This is a genomic window from Planomonospora antibiotica (genome assembly GCF_014647955.1).
Lineage (GTDB): Bacteria > Actinomycetota > Actinomycetes > Streptosporangiales > Streptosporangiaceae > Planomonospora > Planomonospora parontospora.
Window position 1 is genome coordinate 1 of the sequence record NZ_BMQE01000129.1, and the last position, 1,655, is coordinate 1,655.

At 65.2% G+C, this 1,655-nt stretch carries 1 protein-coding gene; it reads left to right on the top strand.

Going from position 1 to position 1,655, the window contains the following annotated elements:
* Positions 1 to 1,190 precede the first annotated feature (1,190 nt).
* On the top strand, positions 1,191 to 1,655 hold a 465-nt coding region (locus IEZ06_RS35710), incomplete at its 3' end, for a class I SAM-dependent methyltransferase (protein WP_189241091.1).

Genomic DNA, 1,655 nt, shown 5'->3' on the forward strand with positions numbered 1-1,655 from the left:
TGGCCACCAGCGGTGACCTCAACCCGGCCACCTGCGGCTACTTTTACACGGCCACGGACAGCCTGCCCGCTCACCGTGACCGTCATAAGAGCGCGAGATGCCCGGCCACGACACCATCGGCCGGGTGACCGTGGACCTTGTCCCTTCGTCCGGCTGAGCCGAATCGAAGGAGACCGTCTGCGCGATGGAGCGCAGGCTGCGCGGTCGGCCGCCGAAGGTGACGCCCCGGCCGGACGCTGCTGTTGTGTGTCGGATGCGGCCACCGTGGTGCTCGGAGTAGGCATAGAAGACAACGCGACGCGAGAGATCCGTGTTCCGGCCCTTCAGCGGGACCCGGCGGCGGCTGGGCGAGGAAGACCAACCCTACGGGTGAGTGGATGGGCTCCCTCGCATGGCGGGGACACGTCTGCACCCGGGAGCGTGCCGAACCGCAGGGCACGGTTGCACGTGCTCACGCCAGGTTGTCTGCGAAGAGTACGAACACGGTCGCCCGACGGCTTGCCCGCGAAACCGCCCGACGGACAGTCGATCTCCGCATGTTGCCTGGCGCGCTGCTCACGGTCTCCGGCCGTATTTGTCCTCCGACGACTTGAACACCGCGTGAGACACGGAAAATGAGCCCGGGGCTATCAGCACCCTGGGGCACGTCGTTCCTTCCGAAGGGCGGGCGCGTCCAGCATACGGGGGCGATGCTGGACGCGCCCGAGGTGACCTGACGGGTATTGGCCAACGGGAGGGCCATCGCTATCTACTATAAAAAATAGTAGATTTTGGGTCAAGGGTTTCCCGTCAAGCGCTGGGGATCCGTCTCCCAGGCGCCGCTCAGCTGGGCGACGGGCCACTGGATCCTATTTTTGCGGTTGAGCCTGGTCGAGCCGCCGCAGGCGCCGGGCAGCTGTCCGTAACTTCGACACGGTAGGGCAGTCGTGCGGACGGTGAGATCTTCCCGTTGGAAAGGCTGGAGGTCCCAGCCGATCGGCGCGCCCCTTGCCAGGGCCGCCCGTGCCACAGCGGGAGTGCCGCGTCGGTCGCCGGTTCGGTTACCTGGGCTTGCGCATGGTCACGCGAGCGTAAGGAGTGTCTGTGGATTCCGCCGGGCGGCAGGAGTGCTCTATCGGAATAAAAACCTTCGTCTACTATGGATAGTAGTTAATCCTGTTTACGTGGGGTTCGGCGTGGACGGAGGGGACATGGCTATCGATCACGAAAGGCCGAGCCGGCTGCATCAGGCTCTCTTCGGCCTGTTGTCGCTGGCGGCGCCGCGAACGCAGGGGAAACTGCTGCGCCGCTACTTCGAGCTCTGGCATACCCGGTCCGATCCGTGGAAGCACGGGATCAGTGCTTATGAGCACCACAAGTACACCGCGACGCTACAGAACCTTCCCGATCGGGACTACCAGCGCATCCTCGACGTCGGATGCAGCGAGGGCACCTTCACCCTGCTCGCCTCCGCCGCGTACCCGCAGGCGCAGACCGTCGGCGTGGACATCTCCGAGCGTGCTCTGGGCAAGGTCCGCGAACGTTGCCGGCAGGCAGGCTCCGGCGCGCAGTTCGTCCAGCTGGACATCCTCACCGAAACGCCGGGCGGCCGTTTCGGTACCTGTCAAACCGGTTGGAACATCAGGCTACGTGCGGTGTTTGTGCTGAGGCCTCGG